The organism is Spirillospora sp. CA-142024, from assembly GCF_050942325.1.
In the GTDB taxonomy this organism is placed as follows: Bacteria; Actinomycetota; Actinomycetes; order Streptosporangiales; family Streptosporangiaceae; genus Spirillospora.
Map to the genome: position 1 here is coordinate 8,827,567 of NZ_CP192077.1, position 20,868 is coordinate 8,848,434.

The following is a 20,868-nucleotide window of genomic DNA, read 5'->3' on the forward strand; positions in this document are numbered from 1 at the left end:
GTGCGGGGACTGGAGCACACCGACCCCAGGGAGGCCGGCCGCTTCCGGCTGCTGGCGCGCGCCGGGTCCGGGGGCATGGCCGTCGTCTACCTCGGCCGGTCCGCGGGCGGGCGTGCCGCGGCGGTGAAGATGATGCACGCCGACCTCGCCGGCGATCAGGAGCACCGGGCCCGTTTCCGCCGCGAGGTCGCCGCCACCCGCGCCGTCGGCGGCCTGTACGGCCCGGGGGTGCTGGACTCGGACCCGGACGCGCCGAGGCCGTGGATGGCGACCGAGTTCCTCCCGGCGATCTCGCTGCGGGACGCGGTCCGGCGGTACGGCCCGCTGCCCGCGGACGCCGTCCGGTCCCTGGCGGCCGGTCTCGCCGAGGCGCTCGCCCTGATCCACCGCGCCGGGTACGTCCACCTCGACCTCAAACCGGCGAACGTGCTGCTCACCGCCGACGGCCCCCGGGTGATCGACTTCGGCATCGTGGGCGAGCGCGGCCCGGACGGGACGGTCCCGGGCACCCCCGCCGGGTCGCGCGGCTACATGTCGCCCGAGCAGGAGGCCGGCACGCCCGCCGGGCCCCCGAGCGACGTCTACTCCCTGGGCTGCACGCTGACCTTCGCGTGCACCGGCGGCCCGCCCGGCGAGGGCTCCCCCGAGGACGTCATCGGCGACGACCTGCGGACGGCGATCGCCGACTGCCTGCGCCCCGACCCCGCCGCCCGTCCGGACCCCGCCGAACTGGCGGCACGGGCGGCCCCGCCGGTCACGGGCGGGGACCGGACGGCGTGGCCGCCGCAGATCGCCGGCGAGATCCACCGGCAGGTCGCCGAGATGGAGAACCCGCCGGCGGCCCGGCCGCGTCCGGCGAAGGTCCGGAGGCGCCGCCCGGTGGTGCTCTCCGGGGCGGGGGTCCTGATCGCGGGCGGCCTGGCCGCCGGCGTCCTGGTACTGGGCGGCCCGGGGTCGTCCTCGGGTGAGGCCGGGCCGGGGCGAGCGTCCCGTTCGTCCCCGGCCGCGCCCGCGTCCTCGGCATCCGCCGCCCCGTCCCCCACCGCGCGGACCCGGGTACTCGAGTTCTACGTGACCGGCAACGTCAGGCTGACGTCGTTGACGTACACGGTCAACGGAAAGAGCACGACGCTGAAGAACGTCAAGCTGCCGTGGCGGACCGCCATCGACATTCCCGCCGACCCGGGGTCCGCGAAGTGGCGCATCAAGTACCGCCACAAGGAAGGCCAGGTCAGCTACCGCGTCGTCGTGGACAGGATCATGAACGGGTGGGGGTCGGCGAGCGGGAACACCACCGGCGAAAGCCACGGGACCTCCTGACCCGGCGGCCCGGTCTCATCCCGCGAGGGCCCGCAGCAGTCCGAGGCCGGTGAACATCTCCCGGCACCACGCCAGCGCGGTGTCCATCGTCTCCCACTGGGGGTCGTGCGGCGCCAGGAACGGCAGGATGTACGGATCCTCGATGCCTTCTGGAAGATCCTCCGGATGGCAGTCGTACGGCGGCCACCCGTAGAACTCCTTCCACATGCGGAACGCCACCGGCTGCTCCGCGCTGTCCCAGACCGCGAGCCACAGCCGGCGCAGCATCGCCGGATGCGCCAGCACGAACATCAGCCGTCCCATGTCAAGCGGTTCCGCCGCCGAGATCACCCGTGCCACCGACGCGTACCGCTCCGTCTCGCTCACGTAGGGGCAGAAACCCGACCAGATCTCGACGCTGTGCCCGGACGCGATGATCGACGAGCAGAGCGCGGCCAGCGCCGTCCCCCGGTTGTGCACGGCCGAGTGCGGGGTGTCGGTGACGAGTCCCGCGGGGACCAGGAACGTCACGACGCGGCCGCGCGCCGAGATCCGCTGCGGCACCGCGTCCACCATGCACTCCGGCTCGCCGGACAGATAGGCGCCGATGTCCACCTCGCTGCCGGTCACGTCCCAGGCGGGGACGAGTGCCGTGGTCAGCACCTCGTCCTTGACCCGCTCGCGCAGCTCGGCGACCTCGGCGTCCACCTCGGGCAGCACGGTGGTCCAGCCGTCTCTGGCCAGCAGCATCGTCTCGTCCCACGACGCGCCGGCCCACTCGGCGGTGCTGTGGCGTCCGCTGCCGTCGGCGATGCTGTCGGGCGCGCAGGCCCGGTCCACGAACTCCTGCCAGGACCAGATCGGGCGCAGCGCGTGCACGGTGTCGGCGTGCCCCGGGTCCCCCCGGCTCACCCCTCGTCCTCCGCCAGCCCGAGGGCCGAGCGGTGTGCCGCCGACATGCCCCGCACCACCCGCCAGCGGACGGCCTGTTCCACGCTCGCCCCCGCCTGGAGCAGCTTGGCCGCGTCGATGGCGGCGCGGGGCGAGAACATGACCGGCAGCCGCTTCTCTGCGGCCGTGGCGCGCAGCCGCCGCACCTCCGCGATCACCCGCCGGGTGTCGTCGGGCCGCGCGGGCGCGTGCGCGAGCGCGATCAGTTCCTCCAGGTCCTCGTCGACCGGGACCTCGATGATCGTGAACCGGTCCAGTGTGGCCGCGTCCAGTGCCTGGCGGCCCACGTACTGCCGGTCGCCGCCGGTGCCGTAGGTGTTCGCGGTGGCCACCAGGCGGAAGTCCGGGTGCGCGGTGACCATGCCGTCGGCGAACGCGCAGGACCGCAGGGAGAGCGCCTGGTTCAGCTCGGCCAGCAGCCCGGGATGGCCGCTGTCCAGCTCGTCGAGCAGCATCAGCCCGCCGTCCTCGAAAGCACGGCGGAACGGCGTCGCGTGGTAGTGGCCGTGCGCGTCGTAGTAGCCGAAGATCTTGCTCATCGGCGTGGTCGGCCCCAGGGAGAGGGCATGGAACTCCTGCTCGAACGCCTCCGCCGCCTGCTGCGCCATCATCGACTTCCCGGTGCCGGCCGGGCCGACGAGGAGCACGTGGCAGCCGGCGCCGAGCGCGAGCAGGACGTCGGGGAGCACGGCGTGGGCGTGACCGGCGAGGCGGACCGGGCCGGGGGCGCCCGCCACCCTGACCTCCACGACGGGCGGCACCGTCTCGGCGGCGATCTCGGCGATCACCCGGGCCGCCTCCTCCCGCGCGAACCGGCCGACGGACCGCCGCAGCCCCTCCCGCGACTCCTCGAACGCCTCCCAGGCGTCCTTCAGTTCCTCCTCCACCGCCTCGCGCGCCGCCTTCAGCGACGCGGCCGCCGCGTCGGCCGTGAGGCGCGCGGCCGTCTTCTCCGCGACCTCCTCCGCCGCGCCGGTGGCCGTCTCCAGCGCCGCCGACCTGGCCGACCGGACGATCTCTTCGGCGTGGGCCACGCGCTCGCCGGCGACCGCGCGGGCGACCGCGGTGGCCACGCGCTCCGCCGTCGTCTCCATGGTCTTCTCGGCATGCGGCGATCTGGCGAGGGCGTCCCCGTACCGCATGACGGTCTCGAACGCGATGGCACCGGCGATCTGGCGGACTTCCGTCCGTTGTCTCTCCCACACGGGCGACAATGATCGGCCACCCGCACGGGACCCCTCCCGGACCGCCGGCGCCGGCCGGATCAGCGGATCGCGCCGGGCCGATCGTCGAACGGTTCGTAGAACGAGTGGGCCGTAACCGTTCGAGCCGCTGAGCGACCGCTCGCGATTCATCGCCCAGATCAGAGGGTGATGGCGACTTTGCCTCGGGCGTGGCCGCGCGCGATGTAGCGGAGCGCCTCGGGGATCTCGGCGAACGGGTAGGTCCTGTCGATGACGGGTGCGATCTGCTTCTTGTCCATGAGCTCTGCGAGGAACCGCAGGTCCGTGGAGTTGGGCTTCCAGCTGACGGTGACGATGCGCTGGCTCACGAAGGGGGAGGCCAGCGCCCCCCGGACCACCTGTGCCGCCGGACCCAGTAACCCGCCGCGGGGCGAGGCGATGCCGCCCACGATCACGAGCGTGCCGGAGGAGGTCAGCGTGCGCCGCAGCCGCGCCAGCGACCGGTCGCCCACGATGTCCATGAGCAGGTCGTATCGCCCTTTCCGCTCGGTGAAATCCTCGCGGGTGTAGTCCACGACGTCGTCCGCGCCCAGCGAACGGACCAGTTCGATGTTGCGGGTGCTGCACACGCCGGTGACCTCGGCGCCGAGCGTCTTGGCGAGCTGGACGGCGAAGGTGCCGATCCCGCCGGACGCCCCGTTGACGAGGACCCGCTGCCCGGCGGAGAGCCGTCCCACGTCCCGCAGCCCTTGCAGCGCGGTGTGCGCGGCCATCGACACCGACGCGGCCTGTTCGAAGGTGAGGCGGGCGGGCTTGACGGCCAGCCTGTTCTGCGGGACGGCCACGGTCTCGGCGAACGAGCCCAGCCGGACCTCCCCGAAGACCTCGTCGCCGGGACGCAGTCCGGTCACGTCGTCGCCTGCCCGCTCGACGACGCCGGCGAGGTCGGCACCAGGGATCAGGCCCGGTCTCGGCCGGCGCAGGCCGATGCTGAGCCGCACCAGCTTCGGGTCGGCCCCCACGTGGCGCCAGTCGTAGGGGTTGACCGACACCGCCCGCACCCGCACGAGCACTTCGTCCCGGGCGATGTCGGGTTCGTCGACGTCCTTGAGGGTCAGCACTTCGGGCGGGCCGTAGCGGTCCCAGCTCCAGGCTTTCATGGCGTCTTCCCTTCGGTGGGCGGGGCGTGATCGCGTCGTACGACGTAAGGTGTTCGTACGTCGTAAGGTAATCGTACGCCGTAAGAAGGTCAAGGGCCGCGGCGGAACGGGACTCGGCCGGCAACCGGAGACGACGGCGCGCCCTGCGCGCTCAGCCGTGGTCGGAAGGGGTCAGGAACCGGCGGCGCGGCGCCGCTCCAGCCCCTCCAGGATCAGGTCGAGGGCGAACTCGAACTCGAACTGGTCGTCGCAGAAGCCCAGGGTGCCGTCCGGATCGTCGTGGACGGCGTGCGCCAGCATCCCGACGATGTTCGGGAACCGGCCGGCCATCTGCTCCATCATCGCGGCGGCCTCGGCGTCCGCGCTCTGGGCGCCGTCGGGCCGGAACAGCTCCTGGGCGAACCCGAGAGCGCGGCTGCCCAGGACGTGCAGCGCGCGATGGGCCAGATCGAAGGAGAATCCGCCCGCCCGGAGGATGGCGACGACCTGGTCGAAGTAGGCGATGACGACCGGGCTCGTGGTGGTACGGGTTCCGAGCAGCTGCGGAGCCCAGCCGTGGCGCAGGAAGACCTCCCGGGCGGCGAGGATCCGCGCGCGCAGCGCGGCCTGCCAGTCCTCGTCCGGGGCGGGGGCCTCGACCTGCTCCACCGCCTCCATGATCTCCCCGAGGATCACCTCGACGAGGCCGTCGAAGACGGCCTCCTTGTTGGCGACGTGGTAGTACAGCGACATCGCCTCGGCCCCGACCTCCTGCGCGAGGCGGCGCATGGTGAGCGAATCGAGGCCGTCGCGGTCGGCCAGCCCCGCTGCGGCGCGCAGCACCCGCCTCCGGCTCAGCGGAACGCGGGGCTGCTCCTCGGTCAGCTCGTCGGCGTCGGTCCGTGGGGTCATCGATCTTCCTCCCGACGAACTCTACTCGTACAAGGTAAGTCTCCGGGGCTCACCTCACCTTGTCCGGGTGATGCCGTGCCGTCACGACCGACTCAGCATGTGCAGGGAAGGCGTCGGTCGCCCGGAGCGCGAATCGGTGGCGGGGAATCACGGCGCCGATGCCGGAGAGGGGGAAACTTGGATCTCCGCATACTCCCGCTGGCCGTCACCATGATGGTGGGACCGCAGATCATGTCCGCCATCGTGTTGGTGACCACCAAACAGGCCGTGCGTGTGTCCCTGGCCTTCCTCGCGGGTGTGGCCACCGCCGCGCTGGTCGGAACCGCCATCGCCCGTGGCGTCTTCGCGCTGCTGGGAAACGGCGTCTCCTTCGGCGACCCTTCGGACTCGGGGTCGGTGGGGAGCATCATCCAGTACACGCTCGTCGCCCTCCTGCTCGCCGCGGCGGTGAAGAGTTACGTGAAGCGTGAGACGGTGAAGCCGCCCAAGTGGCTCGGAACGCTGATGGAGGCGGATCCAGGGAGGGCGTACAAGGTCGGCCTTCTGGTGATCCTGCTGATGCCCTCGGACATCGCGGTCATGCTGACGGTGGGCGCCCATCTGGAACAGCACTCCGCGAGCTATGCCGACGCGCTGCCGTTCATCGCCGCCACCGTCCTGATCGCGGCGCTGCCGCTGCTCGGCCTGTTGCTCTTCCACAGGCGCGCGGAGCGGGCCATGCCCCAGATCAGGGAATGGATCAACACCCACAGCTGGCTGGTCAACATCGTGACCTACCTGATCTTCATCGCGCTCATCCTGTGATCAGCGCTCATCCGGTGATCTCAGGGAGCCTCGGGAACCACTCCGACGCCGCTGAAGTGCGGGACCTCCGGCTCCCGCCAGGGGGACGGATCCGGCCGCCACCGCGAGCAGGACACCACCCCGGGTTCCAGCAGCCGGGTTCCGGCGAACAGCGCCTCGATCTCCTCGGGGGAACGGGCGCGGATCGGCGTCCCGCCCCGTTCCATCACCTCCCGCACGGCCCTGCGCATGGCTTCCCCGTCCAGTTCCTCGGTGGTCGCGTCGCAGGTGTGGGAGATGACCAGATGGCTGCCGGGGGCGAGGGCGCTCAGCAGGTCGGCGACCAGCCGCTGTGCCTCGTCGTCGTCCAGCACATGGTTCAGGACGCCGAGCAGCATGAGGGCGATCGGACGGTCGAAGTCGAGCGTGCGGGCCGCCTCGGACAGCACCGCCCGCGTGTCGCGGATGTCGGCCTCGATGTAGTCGCACGCCCCCTGGTCGCTGCTCGTCAGCAGGGCCCGGGCATGGGCGAGCACCAGCGGATCATTGTCGACGTAGACGATCCGGGAGTCCGGCGCGACACGTTGCGCGACCTCGTGGGTGTTGTCGACGGTGGGCAGGCCCGTGCCCAGGTCGAGGAACTGCCGTATCCCCTGGGAGACCAGGAAGCGCACCGCGCGGCCGAGGAAGGCCCGGTCCTGCTTGGCCGACACGGCGATCCCGGGCAGTATCCGCAGGACGGCGTCGCCGGCCTCGCGGTCGACCGGGTAGTTGTCCTTACCGCCCAGCCAGTAGTCCCAGATGCGCGCCGAGTGCGGCACGCTCGTGTCGATCCCCGGTCGCGGATTGTCCGTCATGCGCCAGCCCCTCAGTGCGGCAAATCGCGCCCATCATCTCTTATATTCCGTCTGCCCACCCGCGGCTCGCCCAACATCCGGCGACGCGCTAGAGCGATTCGGCGGCCCAGCTCCATGTGCCGCCCTCCTCCCGCGCGCGGACCAGTTGCGCGCCGTCGGAGTCCGCGAGCTCGGCGATCATCCGGATCAGCCGGCGGTGGAAGTCGGCGGGCGGACGGGCACCGCCCGGCGAGCCTTCCAGAAGGGTCACGTTGACCTTCGCCTCGTCGCGGAGCTGCGCGGTCAGGCGGCCCGTCCTGTCCATACGGAGTATCACGATCGCGTCGGCGCGGATCATGTCGCAGCCGTCAGCGGCTGAGATCCACACTTCGCCCATGAGCCTCATCTCCCCGGATCGGAAGCCCACACGCCCTCTCCCTCAAGATAGGGCTTCCCGAAAGGGCGTAGACTCATGGCGAACGAGGGGTTCCCGATGCGGACGGCCAAGCCTGCGTCCTCCTGGTTTCTCGACACGCGGTCGGAGCTCTCGACATCGCGATGACGACATGACGGGCGACGATCTGGGATCCAGCGGGTGGGGGTCCGTGGGTGCCGCACCGACCGGGGCGGACCACCGGCGCTTCGCCGCCACGTTCGAACTGATGACGGAGGTCCTGAACGGGACCCGGCCGTCAGGCATGCTGCCTCTCGTGACGGCGCACGCCCGCACGCTGGCGCGCGTTCCTCTCGCGTTCCTGGCCCTCCCCGCCGAGGAGGGCAACACACTGCGGATCGAGGTCGCGGTCGGCACCGACAGCGACCGGATACGCGGGCTGACGGTGCGACGCGGCCGGTCGATGCTCGGCCGGGCCTTCAGTTCCCGCCGGGCCCTGTCCGCGCGGATCGCGGCCGACCAGACGCTGATCGGCCTGCCGGCCGGCCCGATCCTGATCCTGCCGCTGGAAACGGGCGAGGCCACCCGGGGAGTGCTCGCCGTCGTGGGACAACCCGGCGCTCAGCCGTTCAGCCCGGCCACCGCTCGCCAGATGCTCCTGTTCTGCGACATGGCCGCCCGGCTGATCGAGATGGCGGGAGCGCGCGTCTCCGACACCCCGGCGGAACCCGCGGTCGACGTGACGGGGCCGGACGAGGAGACGGCACCGCTGCCGACTCCAGGGCAGGCCTGAAAACCGCCTGGGCGGGCCTTTCCCCGGCCCGGCGGCCGTCGGTCGGCGATTCCGCGGATTCGGCCCTGCCACGGCCGGGTTCCCGGCGGTGTTTCAGAGCTTGAAAAGCTTCGCGAACGGAGCGAGAATCTTGACTTTCCGCGTCCCGAAGTCGACCAGGACGGCACGCCCGGGCTCGACCTCCAGCACGCGCCCGAGCCCGTGCTTGTCATGCGTGACCTGGTCCCCCAGCTCGAACTCCTTGGTCGGCGGAGCCGCGGGCGGGGGTTTGAAGGGGCTGGTGGGCAGGTGCCGCCGCCCGGTGGGTCTGGTGGGTTTCATTACCCCCATTATGCGCCACCTGAGCGTATGCGGGGAGTCTCCGGCGCCTGATGAAAATTCACGGCGCGCGGCCCGCGCATGTTTTCCGTCGACCCGCCAAATCATGTGATACCGTCGCTCGTAGTTGCGGTTCCCAAAGACATGTGCGTGCGCCTGGTGGATCTGACCTCAGGCGCATTTTTGTTGTTCTGGATCTTCCGGATGGGCCATCGCGGCATCCCCGGGCGCACAGGGTGTGCGGCCGGGACCGATCCAGAAGGAGACGATCATGGCCACCGGCACCGTCAAGTGGTTCAACGCGGAAAAGGGCTTCGGCTTCATCGAGCAGGACGGCGGCGGCGCCGACGTCTTCGCCCACTACTCCAACATCGCGGCCCAGGGCTTCCGTGAGCTCCAGGAGGGCCAGAAGGTGTCGTTCGACATCACCCAGGGCCAGAAGGGCCTGCAGGCGGAGAACATCGTCCCCGCCTGATCGCCGGCTCGGCGGCGGGCGGCCCCTCGGGCCGCCCGCCGCTCACCCATGCCGGCGGCGCGTGCCGCAGTCACGGGCGGGGTGCGCGGCGGTCCTGCCGCCGGCGCAGTTCCTCCTCGCCGACCAGGGTGAGCATCGGCTCTCCTGGGAGGCACATCATGACGACGACGAAACGGCTCGGGCGGTCCTTGAGGTTGTTGGCCGCCTGGTAGTGGATGACGTCGCCGCCCGGCTCCCAGAACGCCTCACCGGAGCGGATCACCCGCTCGGGCTCGCCCTCCAGCTCAAAGATCATTTCCCCTTCGAGCATGTAGCCGAAGACGGGGCCGGCGTGGCGGTGCGGCGGGGTGCCCGGGTCGCCCGGCGGCAGCTCGATGAGGACCGTCATCGCACAGGCCCCGCCGGGAATCGACGGCTGCTCCTCCTGGAGGACGGTCAGAACGGTGTTCGACTGCGGGCTGCTTTCCATGGACGGCACGCTAGGCCGGAATCGGCCCAGAACACTGGGCCATTCCCAGCCGGAAACATTGGGCTGTTCGAGGCCCCGGGACGCCGGGCGTGCACGGATCGCTAGGCCGCGTCCAGCCTCCGCAGCACACCGACGAGCGCGTTGACGGCACCCGGGTAGGCGTGCGTGGGAGGCGTGCCGTACCCGACCACCAGCGACGGCCGCCGCCGGTCGTGGCCGAGGGGCGGACGAAGGTAATCGCCCAGGGTGTGCACGTCCACCGACGCGGCGCGCAGCGCGGCGGACACCGTCGCCTCGTCCGGCGAGCCGGCCGGCAGTTCGATGATGGCGTGCAGGCCCGCCTCGATGCCGAGGACGCGCGCTCGCGGCAGCCGTGAGCGCACCGCCTGAGCGAGGAGGTCGCGGCGGCGGCGATAGGCCACGCGGACCCCGCGCAGGTGGCGGTCGTAGTCACCGCTGTCGATCATGCGGGCGAGTGCGAGCTGTTCCAGCGGGCTGGTGGGGCGGGCCCGGCGCTTGGCCTCGGCGAGCGGTTCGAGCAGCCGCGGCGGGCAGGCGATCCACCCGAGCCGCACCGCCGGCCCGAGACTCTTGCTGGCCGACCCCACGTAGATCACCCGGGACGGCCGGCGGGACTGGAGCGCGCCGATGGGACGCCGGTCGTAGCGGAACTCCCCGTCGTAGTCGTCTTCGACGATCCAGCCGAGGTTCTCGTCCGCCCAGGACAGGAGCCCGGCCCGGCGTCCGGGGGACATGCTCGTCCCCAGCGGGAACTGGTGCGCCGGCGTGCACACGGCGACCCGCGCGGCGGAGGCGGCCAGTTCCGCCCGGGACATGCCCTCGGCGTCCACGGCGATGTCCGCGATGGCGAGCCGGGAGGCGACGATCGAGACATGGTCGCCGATGGCGGGGTTCTCCATCCCGGCCGTCCCCGCCCCGAGCTCGGCGAAGACCCCGGTGAGCAGGTCGAGCGCCTGCGTGAAGCCGGAGCACACGATCAGATGCGACGGGTCGGCGCGGACGCCGCGCACGCGGCCCAGATAGGCGGACAGGGTCCTCCGCAGCTCCGGCCGCCCTCTCGGATCACCGAGGTCGAACGCGTCGGCGGGCGCCTCCCGCAGCGTGTGCCGCATGGCGCGGGCCCAGGCGGCGCGCGGGAAGGCACCGGTGTCGGGGCGGCCGGGCCGCAGATCGTGGCGGGGCGCGGACGGCCGCGAGGCGGCGTGCTCCCGGGGCGCGGGCGCCGGCGCGCGCGCCCCGGCGGCGACCCGCGTCCCCGAACCGGACCGGGCCGTGAGCCAGCCCTCGGCGACCAGCTGCTCGTAGGCGGCGGCGACGGTGCCGCGCGCCACCCCCAGTTCGGCGGCGAGGTCCCGGCTCGACGGCAGGCGCGCCCCCGACAGGAGGCGCCCGTCGCGGATGGCGGCCCGCAACGACTCCTCGACCGCCCGGCGCCGCCCGCCTCTGGGCGGAACCTCCAGGAACAGCTCGGGCCCCACGGCCGACGCCGGCGTCCGGGCTGGAAAGCTGTCCAATCTTTCGTCCATCCAATGGCCCAGTTTAGTGGACTGATCCTTCCCTACCGTCGAGACGGAGCCTCCGGCTCTCCATCGGACATCCACATCGGAAGGAGCCCGCCGTGCGCGTCTTCGCGCACATGGGGAATCTTGACGTCGTCCTGACGGCGGCCGGTGATCCTCGTGGGCCGGCCGGCGCGATCATCGCGGTCTTGCCGTCGGGGCGGCGGGTTCTCCATGCTGTGGGTGCGCCGGGCGCGCCGGCGCATTCATGGACGGGAGCGGGCATGGCAGTCGGCCCTTGGTACATCGTGGGTCTTGACAATGGCGGAACCTCCAACAACGCGACGCTCCTGGACGCCGGGGGCCGGTTCGTGGTGTCGGGGCTCATGGAGTCCGCCAGTTGTGTTCGCGAGGGGCCGGAGGCGGCGCTGCGGGCGCTGTGCACGTCCCTGGACGAGGTGCTGAAGGCCACGGGGGTGAGCAGGTCGGCCGTGGCCGGCGTAGGGCTGGACACCCCGGGCCCGGCGACCGCCGAGGGGGTCATCTCGGCGAAGGGCTCGACGAACTTCGGGCACGAGGAATGGGCCGGTTTCGACATCCGCACCGCGCTGGAGGAGCGGATCGGGTTGCCGGTCGTCTACAGCAACGACGCGAACGCGGCGGCTTTGTACGCCCATCACGCGTATTTCGGCGCGGAGGCGATGGAACGCTCCTCGGTGGCGGCGATCGTCGGCACCGGGCTGGGCGGCGGGGTGGTCGAATCCGGGCGCGTCGTCCGGGGCGCGTCCGGTATGGCCGGGGAGCTGGGGCACGTGCGCATTCCCCTTGAGGGAGTCGTCGAGGACGGGCAGCCGCTTCCCATGTGCAACTGCGGCAACGCTGGGGATGTGGAGAGCATCGCTTCACTGACCGCTCTCGGGCGGAATCTGCTGCCGTACTGGCTGGGCCGCTTCCCCGGCCACCCGTTGTCGGAGGTGCCGCTCGCGGAGGCCGCCAAGCTGCTGCGTTCCTACGCCGAACGAGACGACCCCCTGGCACTGGCGATCTTCGAGCAGCAGGCCAAGGCGCTGGGCAGGCTCTTCACCCTCGCGGCGGACTTCACCGATCCGGACGCCTATTTCCTGGGCGGCGGCGTCGTGGAGGCGCACCCCCGGTTCCGGAACTGGCTGCTGTCGCTGGTGCGCCGGCACACGGGACTGCGCGTCGAGCAGGCGCAGAAGGCGGTCTTCGCTCTCGTTCCCGACCTGGACATGGCGGGCGCCCGCGGCGCGGCGATCGCGGCCCGGGAGGCGCTCCGCCCGGCGACGCCGCTGGAGGACGACTCGGTCGGGGTCTGATGGCGGCCGCCGGCCGCGGGCGTCATCTCGGCCCTGAACCTCGTGCGAGGCGACGTGCGCGGGGGACGGGTCAGCGGCGTTCCCGGCCGGCGGCCGGACGGGGTCCGGCCATCCGGGTCCAGGGCCAGGTGATCAGGGCCCAGCCGAGCAGGATGATCGCGATCTCGACCAGCACGTACCACGGCCATGGGCCCATCAGGTCGAGCACGGAGGCGGTGCCGGGCTTCCTGTTGAGATACCCGTAGTTGGTTCCGGCGATCACGTTGAAGACGAACGTGGCGACGGCCCACACCACGGTGGCGGCGACCGCGAACCGGTACTCGCCCCAGCCCGGCCGCATCCCCAGCCCCCATGTCAGGTACACGGCGGCCCAAACGATCATCAGGTGCGGCCCGAAGAAACCCAGGTAGTCGATGCCGGGGTAGTCGGCGCCGTTCAGGGCAGGGGTGAGCAGGGCCTGGACCGACAGGGTGAGTCCCCAGTAGTACGTCAGCGCGAACCATCGCCGGCCGAACGTCCACAGCGCGCCGACCGTGATCACCCACGCCACGTCGCACAGCTGCAGCGGAAGCGACCCGCCGATGCGCCACTGTCCCGGCAGCAGCGTGTACACATGGGTGCCGATCACCACGTACACGATCGCCAGCGCGTACGCCTTGCCGAAGCCCCTCGCCCGGCCTCCGAACCCGCCGCCCGGCTCCGTCCGCTGCGTCCGGCCGAGCCGCACCAGCCCGGCGCAGCCGACCGCGAACAGGCCGAGCGCCGCCCAGTGCGACGGCCCGTACGCGACGAAATCACCGGCGGCGGTATGCGACACCTGGTGATGCTAACCGCCTGGACCCCGCCGTACCGGTCAGGCGCGGGTCACCTCGGTCATCTGGAAGTCGGCCTTCGCGGCGCCGCACTCGGGGCATGACCAGTCGTCGGGGATGTCGTCCCAGCGGGTGCCCGGCGGGATGTCCTCCTCGGGCCAGCCTTCGGCCTCGTCGTAGACGAAGCCGCAGACCATGCACTCCCAGACCCGGTACTCCATGGACTCACACCTTCTCGAAGTCGATCTTTTCGCGGACGCCGCAGTCGGGACAGCACCAGTCGTCGGGGACGTCCGGCCACAGGGTTCCGGCCGGGAAGCCCTCCCGGGGCTCTCCGGTCTCCTCGCTGTACTCGTAGCCGCAGACCGGGCACCGGTAGGTCACGCCGCCGCCCCCTCCCGCACCGCCGGCGGGACGACCCCGTAACGAGAGTGCTGCCCTGGCTGGATGTTGGCCAGGGACGCGTCCCCGCCGTAGTGGGCGATGACCCTCTTGTCCATGACGCGCCGCCACAGCGGGGGGACGAACACCAGGCGGCTCATCACGGAGTAGCCGCCGGGCAGTTGCGGCGCCTCGTCGAAATGCCGGAGCGCCTGGTAGCGGCGGGTGGGGTTGGCGTGGTGGTCGCTGTGCCGCTGCAGGTGGTAGAGCAGGATGTTGGACGCGATGCTGTTGCTGTTCCAGCTGTGCCTGGGAGCGCACCGCTCGTACCGTCCGCCCGGGGTCTTCTGGCGCAGCAGCCCGTAGTGCTCCAGGTAGTTGATGACCTCCAGCATCGTGAACCCGAGCACCGCCTGCGCCGCCAGGTACGGGGTGATGCCCGGGCCGAAGACGCCGATCAGGACACCGAACAGCAGCACGGTCACCGCCCAGGAGTTCAGCACGTCGTTGCGCAGCGTCCAGGGACGCTTGCCCCGGCGCGCCAGCCGCGCCTTCTCCAGGCGCCACGCCGACTTGAGGCCGCCCCAGACCGTCCGGGGCCAGAAGCGGTAGAAGCTCTCGCCGAGCCGGGCGCTCGCCGGGTCCTCCGGCGTGGCGACGCGGACGTGGTGGCCGCGGTTGTGCTCGATGTAGAAGTGCCCGTAGGCGGTCTGCGCCAGTGTGATCTTCGACAGCCGGCGCTCCAGCGACTCCTTCTTGTGCCCCAGCTCGTGGGCGGTGTTGATGCCGACGCCGCCGACATTGGCGATCGTCAGCGCGAGCCCGATCCTGCCGAGGACGGACACGTCCCCGCGCGACCACATCCAGCAGGCCAGCACCAGGCCCGCGTACTGCAGCGGGACGTAGAGATAGGTGCACCAGCGGTAGTACTTCTGGGTCTCCAGCCAGGCCAGGATGCTCTCGGGCGGGTTGGACGAGTCCTCCCCCAGGACCTGGTCCAGGACCGGAGCGATACCGCCCAGGACGAGGACGCCGGTGAACCACAGGACGTCCCACCCGGTGAGCACGACCAGCCCCCAGGACAAGAAGGGCGACAGCGGCACGGCCAGCCCCAGCATCCAGAGGTGCTTCTTCTTGTCGACCCAGTCCTTGTCGCCGACGCCGGCGGTCGCCGTTGTCATGACACCTCCAGGTTTCCGGGGGGACGTGGTGCCTCGGCCCACCATCACCATGACACGGTACGTACGCTGTAAACAAGATTTATGACGTACGCAACAGGGCGCCTCAGCGGCGCCGGCGCCCCCGCCGGCCGGTGCCCTGTCGATACGCTCTATGGGGGCGTAGCGGGGACTTCCTGGCCGCACGGCATGGATCGGTGAAGAGGGACGGTGATGGCGAGGGAGACGGCCGAGCACGCCGAGCGGCGGCCGCTGACGCGCGAACTGATCGTCCGGACGTCCATCACGCTCATCGAGCGGGACGGCGCCAAGGCGCTGTCCATGCGCAGGATCGCCGCCGAACTCGGCGTGGGCGTGATGTCGCTCTACAACCACGTGCCGAACAAGGACGCGCTCCTTGGGGCCGTGGCGGAATCCGTCCTCGCCGGCCTGGACGTCCTCGACGCCGACGCCGGTCCCGGGCTGGACTGGAAGCGCAGCGCGCGTGCCCTGGTCGCCGCCTTCCGCGCCATCGCGCGGCGCTACCCGCGGACCACGCATCTGGTGCTGACCAGCAGCACCGGCCAGACGTTCGGCTGGCGGACGACGGAGCAGGCGCTGGCGGTGTTCGACGCCGCCGGGTTCGACGGCGCCACCTCCGTGCACGCCTTCCGCGCGCTCATGTCGTACGTCATCGGCGCCCAGATGCTGGAGGGCGGGGCGCTCACGATCCCGGGACGCCTCCCCGGCGATCTCACCGCCCTGCGGCTCGAAGTGGACCCCGCGGAGATCCCGCACGTGGTCGAGGCGGCGGACGAGCTGACGCGCCCGGACCTCGAACCGGACTTCGAGTGCGGGCTGGAGATGCTGCTGGACGCGCTCGACCGGCTGCCGCGGAAGGCCCGTTAGCCGTCCATCACGTCGAGCGCCTGGCCGCCATCACCTCGACCGAGGACAGGAACAGCTCCAGGCCGAACTCGAACGAGGCGTCCGACCCGTGCTCGGACAGCTCGCAGGGAAGCGCGACGACGTGCGGGAACCTCTCGGCGTCCAGGCTCCGCAGGTCGTCGGCAAGGTCGCCGGGCTTCTGCCGCTGGAGCCTGCTCATCCCGGCCTCCCGGAGCTGGGAGCCCAGGACGTAGGCCATCAGCGACCGCAGGACATGCACCGAGGTGACGGTGTCCAGACCGGCCTGGGCGCAGATGACCAGGGCACGCTCGATCACACGCAGCCCGACCGGGATCCCGGTCCTGTTCGCCACCACCAGCGCCATGCACCGCGGATACTCCTGCGCCGTTCTGCGGAAGGCGCGGACCAGGTCGCGGGCGCCCTCCCGCCAGTCGCCGGGCCGCTCCTCGGGCAGGTCCATGCTGCCCATCACGTACTCGGCGATGCCCCGGACGAGGGCCTCCTTGTCGGGCACGTGGTTGTACATCGCCATCGCCGTGACACCCAGCTCCGCGCCGACCGCGCGCATCGACAGCGCCTTGGCGCCCTCGCGCTCGACCAGGCCGACGGCGGTGTGCACGATGAGGTCGCGGTTGAGCACGACCCGCATGACCCGCCGCGGCGCGCGCTTCGGCATGAGTCCCTCCCGCCCGGAACGGCTCCTGAGCTGGCGCCCCGTGGAGTCTACGCGTCACCGGCGATCACGGCCCCCGTGAGATGCTGCAGGCGTGACGTCACCCGGGCCCGCCGACCCTCCGCCGCGCCGCCGGAGAGGCCGTCCCGGTTACGACCAGCCGGCGGTCCTGCGGGCCGCGGTGGAGCTGTTCAACCGCAAGGGGTACGACGCCGCGAGCATGGGCGACCTGGCCAAGGAGCTGGGGCTGACGAAGCCCGCGATCTACCACCACGTCACGGGCAAGGAGCAGCTGCTCGGTGAGGCTCTGGACGATGCTCTCGACGAGCTCACCGCGGTCGTGACCGAGGCGTCCCGTGACGGTGCCGGAGCCACCGCGTACGGGCGCCTCCGCGAGGTGGTGCGGCGCAGCGTCGAAGTCCTCGCCGCGCACCAGCCGTCCGTCACGCTCCTTCTGCGGGTGCGGGGCAACAGCGAGGTCGAGGTGGCGGCACTGGAACGGCGGCGCTGGCTCGACGACCGCCTCGCCGCGCTCGTCTCGGACGCCGTCGCGGAGGGCGCGCTGCGCGACGACGTTCCGCCCGCGCTGGTGAGCCGGCTGCTGTTCGGCATGGTGAACTCGCTGGTCGAGTGGTACCGGCCGGAGGGGGCGTACGACCCGGCGACCGTCGCCGACGCGATCACCGCCATCGCCTTCGACGGCCTGTCCCGCCACGAACGGGGCTAGGCGTCGTAGTCGACGGTCACGTTCTCGCCGACCGGGAAGGTCTGGCACGTGAGGACGAAACCGGCGTCCAGCTCCGACTGCTCCAGGGCATAGTTGCGGCGCATGTCGGTCTCGCCCTCGCGGACGGCGGCGCGGCACGTCCCGCAGACGCCGCCCTTGCAGGCGAACGGCAGGTCGGAGCGGGTGGCCTGGGCCGAGTCGAGGAGCGTGGTCTCGCGGGAGACGGTCGAGGTGGTGCGCACACCGTCAAGGACCGTGGTCAGTTCGGTCGTCGCCCCGGGTGCCATTCGGTCGTCGTCCCGTCGCGGCTGAGGTGGGGGCGCGTCCACATAGAAGAGCTCGACATGGACGTTGCGGGCGGGAACGCCGAGGTCGTCGAGGACCGCCCGTGCGTCCTCGACCATGTCGAGTGGCCCGCACAGCCAGACATGGTCGAAGGTCTCGACCGGCACCAGTTCGGTGAGGAGGCGGCGCAGACGGCCGCCGTCGAGGCGTCCGGAGAACAACTCGACCTCGCGGGGCTCGCGGGAGAGCACGTGGACGGTCTGCAGCCGGGGACCGTACCGGTTCTTCAGGTCGCCGAGCTCCTCGGTGAACATCACGGTGCGGCTGGTCCGGTTGCCGTACAGGAGCGACACCTGGGCGCCGGGGTGGGTCAGCACCGTCGAGGCGACCGACAGCATCGGCGTGATGCCCGACCCGGCGGCGACGCACAGGTGCCGCTCCCCCAGGGCGGGGTCGGCCCGCCAGGAGCCGGTCGGGGTCTGCACCTCGATCCGGGTCCCCGGCTCCACCTCGTGCACGAGCCAGGACGAGAACAGGCCACCGGGGATCTCGCGGACGCCGATACGGGGTGCGGCTCCGGCCGGGGCGCAGATCGAGTAGGTCCGGCGGTGCTCCTGCCCGTCGATGACACGGCGGAGGGTGAGCGACTGCCCCGCCCGGAACGCGTACGCGTCGCGCAGCTCGCCGGGGACGGCGAACGTGATCGCCGCGGCGTCCTCGCACAGGCGGTCCACCGCCGACACGGTCAGCGGGTGGAAGGCCGCCGCCCGGGACGGGGCGGGCGCGAGCATGGTCATCCTCAGATCTCCTTGACGTGCTCGAACGGTTCGAGGCAGCCGGTGCAGGTGTAGAGGGCCTTGCAGGCGGTGGCGCCGAACTCCGAGGTCAGCCGGGTGGACGCCGAGCCGCAGCGCGGGCAGCGCGGGGCGAGCCGGACCGGGCCGAGCACCAGCCCAACCGGACGGTCGGCTGCCCGGCCGGGGGGCGACAGCCCGGCCTCCCGCAGGGCGGCCCGGCCGCGATCGGAGATCCAGTCGCTCGACCAGGGCGGGTCGAGCACGACGCGCACCTCCACGTGCTGGAACCCGGCGTCGTTCAACCTGTGGACGAGGTCGTCGCGCATGGTCGCCATGGCCGGGCAGCCCGTGTAGGTGGGGGTGATGGAGGCGATGACGACGTCGCCGTCCGGCCGCGGGTCGACATCGACGCCGCGCAGGACGCCGAGGTCCGCGAGGGTGAGCATCGGCATCTCGGGGTCGCGCACCTGCCCGGCGGCCTGCCTCGCGAGCCGGACCGCGCCCTCCCGGGCGGTCACCAGCGCCCGCTCGGGTGGGCCCGCGCGACCACCTGCATCTCGGCGAGCAGCGCGGTAAGGGCTTCGGTGTGCAGGCCGTCCCGACCACCCGATTTGGCCTGCTCGGCATCACCAGGACGGTCGACGCTGCTCACGGCGAGGACCTGGTCGAGGACGGCGTCCACCTCGTCGCGGAGCGACGCGGGGTCGACGCCGACCCCGGCCAGCGCGAGGGAGCGTTCGAGCGGGTGCGCGGAGACGAGCTCGGTCAGCAGCGGCCACAGGGCGTCGAGGGCCGTGACGAGCCTGCGCCTGGACTCCGCGGTCCCCTGCGCCAGGGTGAGGAACCAGCGGCCCGCCCAGTCGCGGTGGTAGGCGACCTCCTTGACACCCTTCGCCGCGACCGCCGCCAGCACCGTGTCGGCACTGGAACGGAGCCGTTCGAGCAGCGCGAGCCTGGCCACCGAGAACAGCAGCAGCCGGACGACGACGTGCGCGAAGTCGCCGTTGGGCACTTCGGCGAGGCGCACGTTGCGGAACCGCCCGGCGTCGCGGAAGAAGGCGAGGGCGTCCTCGGCGGGGACGGGCGAGCCCTCGGGCAGGGCCGGTACGGCGCCGGGATCCGCGGCGGCCGCCCGCGCGAGGAGGAGCCGCGCCTGCCCGAGGAGGTCGAGCGCCATGTTCGACAGCGCGATGTCCTCTTCGAGGTCGGGGGCGCGGCTGCACCACTCCGACAACCGCTGCGACATGATCAGGGCGTCGTCGCCGAGCATGAGGCAGTACGCGGCGAGTTCGGCGTGGTCGACGCCGTCCGGCACCGTCGTGTCGACGCCGGCCAGCGGGTCCTCGAAGTCGGTGCCGAACGCCCACTGGGACGAGTCTCCGCCGATCAGGCCGTCGAAGACGCTGCCCTGCCCATCGCTCACGGGGTCGTGGCTCATGGTGTCCCTCACATGTGCGGGACGTTCTCGGGGATCTCGTAGAACGTCGGGTGCCGGTAGACCTTGTCGCCGTTCGGCGCGAACAGGGGGTCCTTCTCGTCCGGGCTGGACGCCGTGATCGCGTCGGACCGGACGACCCAGATGCTCACGCCCTCGTTGCGCCGGGTGTAGACGTCGCGCGCGTGCCGCAGTGCCATCGCGTCGTCCGGGGCGTGCAGCGATCCGACGTGGACGTGGTTGAGCCCGCGCTTGCCGCGGACGAACACCTCGTAGAGCGGCCACTCCCGCCGGTCGTCGGCGCTCATCGGGCACCCGCCGTCGCCGACCGGTCCGCGAACGCGGTGGCCGCCTCGCGCACCCAGGCGCCGTCCTCGTGCGCGGCGCGGCGATGGGCGAGCCGCTGGGCGTTGCACGGCCCGTCCCCGCGGATGACGGCGGCGAGCTCGTCCCAGTCGGGCTCGCCGAAGTCGTAGTGGCCGCGTTCCTCGTTCCAGCGGAGGTCCGGGTCCGGCAGCGTCACACCGAGCGCCTCGGCCTGCGGGACGGTCATGTCGACGAACTTCTGGCGCAGCTCGTCGTTGGAGTTGCGCTTGACCCCCCAGGCCATCGACCGCTCGCTGTTCGGGGACCGCACGTCCGGCGGGCCGAACATCATCAGGGACGGCCACCAGAACCGGTCGACCGACTCCTGGACCATGGCGCGCTGGTCATCGGTGCCGCGCATCATCGTCATCAGCAGCTCGTAGCCCTGCCGCTGGTGGAAGGACTCCTCCTTGCAGATGCGGATCATGGCGCGGCCGTAGGGGCCGTAGGAGGTGCGGCACAGCGGGACCTGGTTGCAGATCGCGGCGCCGTCGACGAGCCAGCCGATCGTTCCGACATCGGCGTAGGACGGGGTCGGGTAGTTGAAGATCGAGGAGTACTTCTGCCTCCCGGTCAGCAGCAGCTCGGTCAGCTCGGCGCGGGAGATCCCGAGGGTCTCGCACGCCGAGTACAGGTACAGGCCGTGCCCGGCCTCGTCCTGCACCTTGGCCAGCAGGATCGCCTTGCGGCGCAGCGACGGGGCGCGGCCGATCCAGGCGCCCTCGGGCTGCATGCCGATGATCTCCGAGTGCGCGTGCTGGGCGATCTGGCGGACGAGCGTCCTGCGGTAGGCGTCCGGCATCCAGTCCCGGGGCTCGATGCGGTCGTGCCGCGCGATGGTCGCGTCGAACGCGGCCTGCAGCCGTTCCTCCGGCGCGGGCTCGGCGGGGGTCGTCGTCATCGTCCCTCCGGACGT

Annotated in this window: 26 protein-coding genes; 7 read left to right on the forward strand and 19 right to left on the reverse strand. The window is 71.7% G+C overall.

Features of this window, described 5'->3' with window-relative positions; translation table 11 throughout:
* Positions 1–1,320 carry a serine/threonine-protein kinase gene (locus ACQPZP_RS41835; RefSeq protein WP_433475144.1) on the forward strand — a complete coding sequence of 440 codons (1,320 nt, stop codon included), beginning with the start codon at positions 1–3 and terminating at the stop codon, positions 1,318–1,320.
* A gap of 15 nt (positions 1,321–1,335) precedes the next feature.
* On the opposite strand, the gene ACQPZP_RS41840 is transcribed toward ACQPZP_RS41835, so the two are convergent.
* The 4 genes from ACQPZP_RS41840 to ACQPZP_RS41855 all read right to left on the reverse strand — a co-directional run bounded on the left by ACQPZP_RS41840 (position 1,336) and on the right by ACQPZP_RS41855 (position 5,485).
* Positions 1,336–2,211: a DUF7192 family protein gene (locus ACQPZP_RS41840; protein WP_433475145.1), complete on the reverse strand. Its 876-nt coding sequence runs from the start codon at positions 2,209–2,211 to the stop codon at positions 1,336–1,338.
* Entirely contained in the window at positions 2,208–3,455 is a 1,248-nt protein-coding gene (locus tag ACQPZP_RS41845) for an AAA family ATPase (protein WP_433475146.1), read from the reverse strand. Before ACQPZP_RS41845 ends, ACQPZP_RS41840 begins: the two co-directional genes overlap by 4 nt.
* A 158-nt stretch (positions 3,456–3,613) precedes the next feature.
* Positions 3,614–4,594 carry an NAD(P)-dependent alcohol dehydrogenase gene (locus tag ACQPZP_RS41850; RefSeq protein WP_433475147.1) on the reverse strand — a complete coding sequence of 327 codons (981 nt, stop codon included), beginning with the start codon at positions 4,592–4,594 and terminating at the stop codon, positions 3,614–3,616.
* A gap of 171 nt (positions 4,595–4,765) precedes the next feature.
* On the reverse strand, positions 4,766–5,485 hold the full coding sequence (locus ACQPZP_RS41855; protein WP_433475148.1) for a TetR/AcrR family transcriptional regulator C-terminal domain-containing protein: 720 nt from the start codon (positions 5,483–5,485) through the stop codon (positions 4,766–4,768).
* Between the two features lie 177 nt (positions 5,486–5,662).
* Here ACQPZP_RS41855 and ACQPZP_RS41860 point away from each other — a divergent pair, with 177 nt between their 5' ends.
* Positions 5,663–6,289, forward strand: coding sequence for a GAP family protein (locus ACQPZP_RS41860; RefSeq protein WP_433475149.1), 627 nt, complete (start codon positions 5,663–5,665; stop codon positions 6,287–6,289).
* Between the two features lie 20 nt (positions 6,290–6,309).
* Here the strand turns inward: ACQPZP_RS41860 and ACQPZP_RS41865 are convergent, their stop codons facing one another.
* Positions 6,310–7,125, reverse strand: coding sequence for an SAM-dependent methyltransferase (locus ACQPZP_RS41865; protein ID WP_433475150.1), 816 nt, complete (start codon positions 7,123–7,125; stop codon positions 6,310–6,312).
* 88 nt (positions 7,126–7,213) lie between these two features.
* On the reverse strand, positions 7,214–7,501 hold the full coding sequence (locus tag ACQPZP_RS41870) for a hypothetical protein (protein ID WP_433475151.1): 288 nt from the start codon (positions 7,499–7,501) through the stop codon (positions 7,214–7,216).
* A gap of 208 nt (positions 7,502–7,709) precedes the next feature.
* Here ACQPZP_RS41870 and ACQPZP_RS41875 point away from each other — a divergent pair, with 208 nt between their 5' ends.
* A complete protein-coding gene (locus ACQPZP_RS41875) occupies positions 7,710–8,291 on the forward strand; it encodes a GAF domain-containing protein (protein ID WP_433475152.1) in 582 nt (193 codons plus the stop codon).
* Between the two features lie 93 nt (positions 8,292–8,384).
* On the opposite strand, the gene ACQPZP_RS41880 is transcribed toward ACQPZP_RS41875, so the two are convergent.
* Positions 8,385–8,612, reverse strand: coding sequence for a hypothetical protein (locus ACQPZP_RS41880; protein WP_433465053.1), 228 nt, complete (start codon positions 8,610–8,612; stop codon positions 8,385–8,387).
* A gap of 268 nt (positions 8,613–8,880) precedes the next feature.
* Between ACQPZP_RS41880 and ACQPZP_RS41885 the strand changes: the two genes are divergently transcribed.
* On the forward strand, positions 8,881–9,084 hold the full coding sequence (locus tag ACQPZP_RS41885) for a cold-shock protein (protein ID WP_024936225.1): 204 nt from the start codon (positions 8,881–8,883) through the stop codon (positions 9,082–9,084).
* A 70-nt stretch (positions 9,085–9,154) separates the two neighbouring features.
* On the opposite strand, the gene ACQPZP_RS41890 is transcribed toward ACQPZP_RS41885, so the two are convergent.
* The gene (locus tag ACQPZP_RS41890) at positions 9,155–9,553 is read right to left on the reverse strand and encodes a cupin domain-containing protein (protein ID WP_433475153.1); all 399 of its coding nucleotides are present in this window, start codon (positions 9,551–9,553) and stop codon (positions 9,155–9,157) included.
* 101 nt (positions 9,554–9,654) lie between these two features.
* Complete coding sequence (locus tag ACQPZP_RS41895; protein WP_433475154.1) at positions 9,655–11,100, reverse strand: PLP-dependent aminotransferase family protein; 1,446 nt, start codon at positions 11,098–11,100, stop codon at positions 9,655–9,657.
* 257 nt (positions 11,101–11,357) lie between these two features.
* On the opposite strand from ACQPZP_RS41895, the gene ACQPZP_RS41900 reads away from it, so the two are divergent.
* Entirely contained in the window at positions 11,358–12,410 is a 1,053-nt protein-coding gene (locus ACQPZP_RS41900; protein ID WP_433475155.1) for an ROK family protein, read from the forward strand.
* A gap of 70 nt (positions 12,411–12,480) precedes the next feature.
* Here the strand turns inward: ACQPZP_RS41900 and ACQPZP_RS41905 are convergent, their stop codons facing one another.
* The 4 genes from ACQPZP_RS41905 to ACQPZP_RS41920 are packed head-to-tail and all read right to left on the reverse strand — an operon-like array spanning position 12,481 to position 14,784.
* Positions 12,481–13,227, reverse strand: a complete 747-nt coding sequence (locus ACQPZP_RS41905) for a YwaF family protein (RefSeq protein ID WP_433475156.1) — start codon at positions 13,225–13,227, stop codon at positions 12,481–12,483.
* 36 nt (positions 13,228–13,263) lie between these two features.
* A complete protein-coding gene (locus ACQPZP_RS41910) occupies positions 13,264–13,443 on the reverse strand; it encodes a rubredoxin (RefSeq protein WP_433465058.1) in 180 nt (59 codons plus the stop codon).
* A 4-nt stretch (positions 13,444–13,447) separates the two neighbouring features.
* The gene (locus tag ACQPZP_RS41915; RefSeq protein WP_433475157.1) at positions 13,448–13,606 is read right to left on the reverse strand and encodes a rubredoxin; all 159 of its coding nucleotides are present in this window, start codon (positions 13,604–13,606) and stop codon (positions 13,448–13,450) included.
* Complete coding sequence (locus ACQPZP_RS41920) at positions 13,603–14,784, reverse strand: alkane 1-monooxygenase (RefSeq protein WP_433475158.1); 1,182 nt, start codon at positions 14,782–14,784, stop codon at positions 13,603–13,605. Before ACQPZP_RS41920 ends, ACQPZP_RS41915 begins: the two co-directional genes overlap by 4 nt.
* 210 nt (positions 14,785–14,994) lie before the next feature.
* On the opposite strand from ACQPZP_RS41920, the gene ACQPZP_RS41925 reads away from it, so the two are divergent.
* The gene (locus tag ACQPZP_RS41925; RefSeq protein WP_433475159.1) at positions 14,995–15,669 is read left to right on the forward strand and encodes a TetR/AcrR family transcriptional regulator; all 675 of its coding nucleotides are present in this window, start codon (positions 14,995–14,997) and stop codon (positions 15,667–15,669) included.
* A gap of 7 nt (positions 15,670–15,676) precedes the next feature.
* On the opposite strand, the gene ACQPZP_RS41930 is transcribed toward ACQPZP_RS41925, so the two are convergent.
* The gene (locus ACQPZP_RS41930) at positions 15,677–16,345 is read right to left on the reverse strand and encodes a TetR/AcrR family transcriptional regulator (protein ID WP_433475160.1); all 669 of its coding nucleotides are present in this window, start codon (positions 16,343–16,345) and stop codon (positions 15,677–15,679) included.
* Between the two features lie 91 nt (positions 16,346–16,436).
* On the opposite strand from ACQPZP_RS41930, the gene ACQPZP_RS41935 reads away from it, so the two are divergent.
* A complete protein-coding gene (locus ACQPZP_RS41935) occupies positions 16,437–17,069 on the forward strand; it encodes a TetR/AcrR family transcriptional regulator (protein ID WP_433475161.1) in 633 nt (210 codons plus the stop codon).
* Here ACQPZP_RS41935 and paaE read toward each other — a convergent pair.
* From paaE to paaA, 5 genes are read right to left on the reverse strand one after another with little or no spacing between them, the layout of a single operon-like run.
* Positions 17,066–18,151 carry a 1,2-phenylacetyl-CoA epoxidase subunit PaaE gene (gene paaE / locus ACQPZP_RS41940; protein ID WP_433475162.1) on the reverse strand — a complete coding sequence of 362 codons (1,086 nt, stop codon included), beginning with the start codon at positions 18,149–18,151 and terminating at the stop codon, positions 17,066–17,068. The genes ACQPZP_RS41935 and paaE overlap by 4 nt on opposite strands.
* A gap of 2 nt (positions 18,152–18,153) precedes the next feature.
* Positions 18,154–18,672 (reverse strand): 1,2-phenylacetyl-CoA epoxidase subunit PaaD, encoded by a 519-nt coding sequence (paaD, locus tag ACQPZP_RS41945; RefSeq protein ID WP_433479766.1) that lies wholly within the window; start codon positions 18,670–18,672, stop codon positions 18,154–18,156.
* Positions 18,666–19,589 (reverse strand): 1,2-phenylacetyl-CoA epoxidase subunit PaaC, encoded by a 924-nt coding sequence (paaC, locus tag ACQPZP_RS41950; RefSeq protein WP_433475163.1) that lies wholly within the window; start codon positions 19,587–19,589, stop codon positions 18,666–18,668. The genes paaD and paaC overlap by 7 nt, the downstream gene beginning before the upstream one ends.
* A gap of 8 nt (positions 19,590–19,597) precedes the next feature.
* On the reverse strand, positions 19,598–19,894 hold the full coding sequence (paaB, locus tag ACQPZP_RS41955; RefSeq protein WP_433465066.1) for a 1,2-phenylacetyl-CoA epoxidase subunit PaaB: 297 nt from the start codon (positions 19,892–19,894) through the stop codon (positions 19,598–19,600).
* Positions 19,891–20,853, reverse strand: coding sequence for a 1,2-phenylacetyl-CoA epoxidase subunit PaaA (paaA, locus tag ACQPZP_RS41960; protein WP_433475164.1), 963 nt, complete (start codon positions 20,851–20,853; stop codon positions 19,891–19,893). Before paaA ends, paaB begins: the two co-directional genes overlap by 4 nt.
* Positions 20,854–20,868 lie beyond the last annotated feature (15 nt).

Coding starts and splice junctions, on each gene's coding strand:
- ACQPZP_RS41850 (WP_433475147.1), bottom strand. CDS start 4,594: ATGAAAGCCTGGAGCTGGGACCGCTACGGCCCGCCCGAAGTGCTGACC.
- ACQPZP_RS41855 (WP_433475148.1), bottom strand. CDS start 5,485: ATGACCCCACGGACCGACGCCGACGAGCTGACCGAGGAGCAGCCCCGC.
- ACQPZP_RS41865 (WP_433475150.1), bottom strand. CDS start 7,125: ATGACGGACAATCCGCGACCGGGGATCGACACGAGCGTGCCGCACTCG.
- ACQPZP_RS41870 (WP_433475151.1), bottom strand. CDS start 7,501: ATGGGCGAAGTGTGGATCTCAGCCGCTGACGGCTGCGACATGATCCGC.
- ACQPZP_RS41880 (WP_433465053.1), bottom strand. CDS start 8,612: ATGAAACCCACCAGACCCACCGGGCGGCGGCACCTGCCCACCAGCCCC.
- ACQPZP_RS41885 (WP_024936225.1), top strand. CDS start 8,881: ATGGCCACCGGCACCGTCAAGTGGTTCAACGCGGAAAAGGGCTTCGGC.
- ACQPZP_RS41890 (WP_433475153.1), bottom strand. CDS start 9,553: ATGGAAAGCAGCCCGCAGTCGAACACCGTTCTGACCGTCCTCCAGGAG.
- ACQPZP_RS41895 (WP_433475154.1), bottom strand. CDS start 11,100: ATGGACGAAAGATTGGACAGCTTTCCAGCCCGGACGCCGGCGTCGGCC.
- ACQPZP_RS41900 (WP_433475155.1), top strand. CDS start 11,358: ATGGCAGTCGGCCCTTGGTACATCGTGGGTCTTGACAATGGCGGAACC.
- ACQPZP_RS41910 (WP_433465058.1), bottom strand. CDS start 13,443: ATGGAGTACCGGGTCTGGGAGTGCATGGTCTGCGGCTTCGTCTACGAC.
- ACQPZP_RS41920 (WP_433475158.1), bottom strand. CDS start 14,784: ATGACAACGGCGACCGCCGGCGTCGGCGACAAGGACTGGGTCGACAAG.
- ACQPZP_RS41925 (WP_433475159.1), top strand. CDS start 14,995: ATGGCGAGGGAGACGGCCGAGCACGCCGAGCGGCGGCCGCTGACGCGC.
- ACQPZP_RS41930 (WP_433475160.1), bottom strand. CDS start 16,345: ATGCCGAAGCGCGCGCCGCGGCGGGTCATGCGGGTCGTGCTCAACCGC.
- paaE (WP_433475162.1), bottom strand. CDS start 18,151: ATGACCATGCTCGCGCCCGCCCCGTCCCGGGCGGCGGCCTTCCACCCG.
- paaC (WP_433475163.1), bottom strand. CDS start 19,589: ATGAGCCACGACCCCGTGAGCGATGGGCAGGGCAGCGTCTTCGACGGC.
- paaB (WP_433465066.1), bottom strand. CDS start 19,894: ATGAGCGCCGACGACCGGCGGGAGTGGCCGCTCTACGAGGTGTTCGTC.
- paaA (WP_433475164.1), bottom strand. CDS start 20,853: ATGACGACGACCCCCGCCGAGCCCGCGCCGGAGGAACGGCTGCAGGCC.